At 68.6% G+C, this 2150-nt stretch carries 3 protein-coding genes; 2 read left to right on the top strand and 1 reads right to left on the bottom strand.

Going from position 1 to position 2150, the window contains the following annotated elements; all coding sequences use genetic code 11:
* Window positions 1–50: 50 nt before the first annotated feature.
* Entirely contained in the window at window positions 51–617 is a 567-nt protein-coding gene (locus ACFWX1_RS48055; RefSeq protein WP_378396626.1) for a flavodoxin family protein, read from the bottom strand.
* A gap of 87 nt (window positions 618–704) precedes the next feature.
* On the opposite strand from ACFWX1_RS48055, the gene ACFWX1_RS48050 reads away from it, so the two are divergent.
* On the top strand, window positions 705–1121 hold the full coding sequence (locus ACFWX1_RS48050; RefSeq protein ID WP_378396625.1) for a MarR family winged helix-turn-helix transcriptional regulator: 417 nt from the start codon (window positions 705–707) through the stop codon (window positions 1119–1121).
* 56 nt (window positions 1122–1177) lie between these two features.
* The gene (locus tag ACFWX1_RS48045) at window positions 1178–2107 is read left to right on the top strand and encodes an SRPBCC family protein (RefSeq protein WP_378396624.1); all 930 of its coding nucleotides are present in this window, start codon (window positions 1178–1180) and stop codon (window positions 2105–2107) included.
* The last annotated feature ends 43 nt before the right edge of the window (window positions 2108–2150 follow it).

Below are 2150 nucleotides of genomic sequence, written 5' to 3'. Positions count from 1 at the left end.
CTCCTTCACAGCACTGAGCGCTGTGAAGGAGGCCTTCACGGCTCCGTACGTCAGGCCTGCACGAGGTTCGCGGAGGCGAAGAAGGTCTCGGCCTCACCGAGGGTTCGCTCGTCGAGCAGGATGTCGCCCGGCCTGCTGCCGTTGCCGATCAGCACGCCACCCCAGTGCATCGACAGGTAGTCCGCGGTCTTGCGCAGCGTGCCGACGAACGGGTCCGCCTGCTCGCGCTCCTCGCTGAGCACCGTGACGCCCCACAACGTCTTGCCCCGCATCCGCGCCTTGAACTCCGCTTCGGGCCGGCGCATCCAGCCGGACCAGTAGTCGAGGTAGAGCTTCACGCTCGCGGACACGCTGTACCAGTAGACCGGCGACGCGATCACCAGATCGGTCGCGGCGAAGGTGGCGTCCATGAGCTCTCGCTCATTGCCCTCGGGCACGGCGTGCTCGCCCACCCCGTGACGCCGGTCTTCGAACGGCTCCAGCGGCAACTCGGGAAGCCGGATCCACCGCTGCTCGTCGGCCTTCGGCAGTTCCTTCGCGGCCCGGCGGGCCAGGATCTCGGTGTTCCCGCCCGCGCGGGCGGCGCCGAGCAGGAAGAGATAGCTCCGTGCGGACATCGGGACTCCGTTCGACGGGAAAGTATATGCATGTACACACAGAGACTGTCACTGCATATACTCGACGTCAAGAGTCGAGGAGGCGGAATGATCGCCGACGCCCAGGCATGGGACCGGGTTCTCGCCCTGCACGCGCGGGTCGAGCAGGAGCTGACCAAGGCGCTGCACCGGAAGCACGGCCTCGGCCTGTCCGAATACCGCGCGCTCCGCAGGCTCGCCGATTCGCCGAAGAGCGGGCTGCGGATGCAGGAGCTCGCGGAGGCGATCGGCCTCAACCAGAGTTCGGTCAGCCGCATGGTGGCGCGGCTCGAGGACGCCGAGCTGACCGTGCGCGATATCTGCGAGGACGACCGCCGCGGCGTCTACTCGGTGATCACCAAGGAAGGCCGCAAGCGCTACGAGGACGCCGAACCGACGTACCTCACCGTGCTGAGCACCGCGCTCACCAAGGCCGCGGGCGACCCCGAACTCGCCGCGGCGGTGGCCGCCATCCGCTCCGCTTGACGCCTATATTCCTCAGTGGTTATATACCGGCACAGGTAACCACGAGGGAGGCGGCCGTGTCCGGAAGCACGCAGCTGAAAACCGTCGACGAGCGTCCCGTGCTGCGGTTCGAACGCCGTCTCGCGCACAGCCCGGAAAAGGTGTGGCACACCATCACCGATCCGGCCGAACTCGCCCACTGGTTCCCTGCCGCGGTGAGCGGCGACCTGCGGCCCGGCGGCGTCATCACCTTCACCTTCGAGGGCCAGGACGAGAGCACCGACGGCGAGGTGCTGACCGTCGCCCCGCCCAAGGAGTTCGCCTTCAGCTGGAATTCCGACGTGCTGCGGTGGGTGCTCACCCCGGACGGCGACGGCTGTCTGCTGGAGTTCACGCACACCTTCGGCCGCGGCGAATCCGCGATCGCGCGGCTCGCGGCCGGGCGCAACGCCGCCGGCTGGGACACCTGCCTGGACGCGCTCGACGCGCGGCTCAGCGGCGAAACCCCCGAGCAGCCGACGAACTGGCACGACCGGATGGCCGCCTACGTCGAGGAATGGCATCTCGGCGAGGGCGAGGTCGTCGACGGTGTCATCCGCTTCCGGCGTGATCTGGTGTGGAAGCCGGTCGAAGAGGTCTGGGCGCTGCTGGCCCCGGAGTCGCTGAAGCCGGGTGACACCGCGCCGGCGTCGGCGGGCAACGGGCGGCTCGCCCCCGGCGAAGTGACGATCGCCGACGCACCGCGCGTTCTCGAATTCTCCTGGCTGCACAACGGAAAACCGGCCGGGACGGTGCGCTGGGAAATCGTCCGCGACGAGTTGGACGGCGTGCGTGCCGAACTGACGCAAACCCTGCCCGAGGGGCATCCGGCGCTCGCGACCGAACTCGCCGCGTGGCACGAGCGGATGGCCGCCCTGTTCGCCGCGACGTTCGGCGTCGAGCCGGAGCCATGGCCCGCGGACCGTGTGGAGGCACTGACCGAGCACTACGCGAAGCAAGGTCTCTGAAGGCCACCTTCAGGGCGTTCAAGTCCCTCAAGGTGGCCTTCAG

It is taken from the genome of Amycolatopsis sp. NPDC059021 (assembly GCF_042739895.1).
GTDB lineage: Bacteria > Actinomycetota > Actinomycetes > Mycobacteriales > Pseudonocardiaceae > Amycolatopsis.
Note: the sequence above shows the minus strand (reverse complement) of the source record. Positions and strands in the feature narration are given on the sequence as shown.

Bases quoted from the DNA above. Each gene is read 5' to 3' on its own strand.
- ACFWX1_RS48055 (WP_378396626.1), bottom strand. From the start codon at position 617: ATGTCCGCACGGAGCTATCTCTTCCTGCTCGGCGCCGCCCGCGCGGGC.
- ACFWX1_RS48050 (WP_378396625.1), top strand. From the start codon at position 705: ATGATCGCCGACGCCCAGGCATGGGACCGGGTTCTCGCCCTGCACGCG.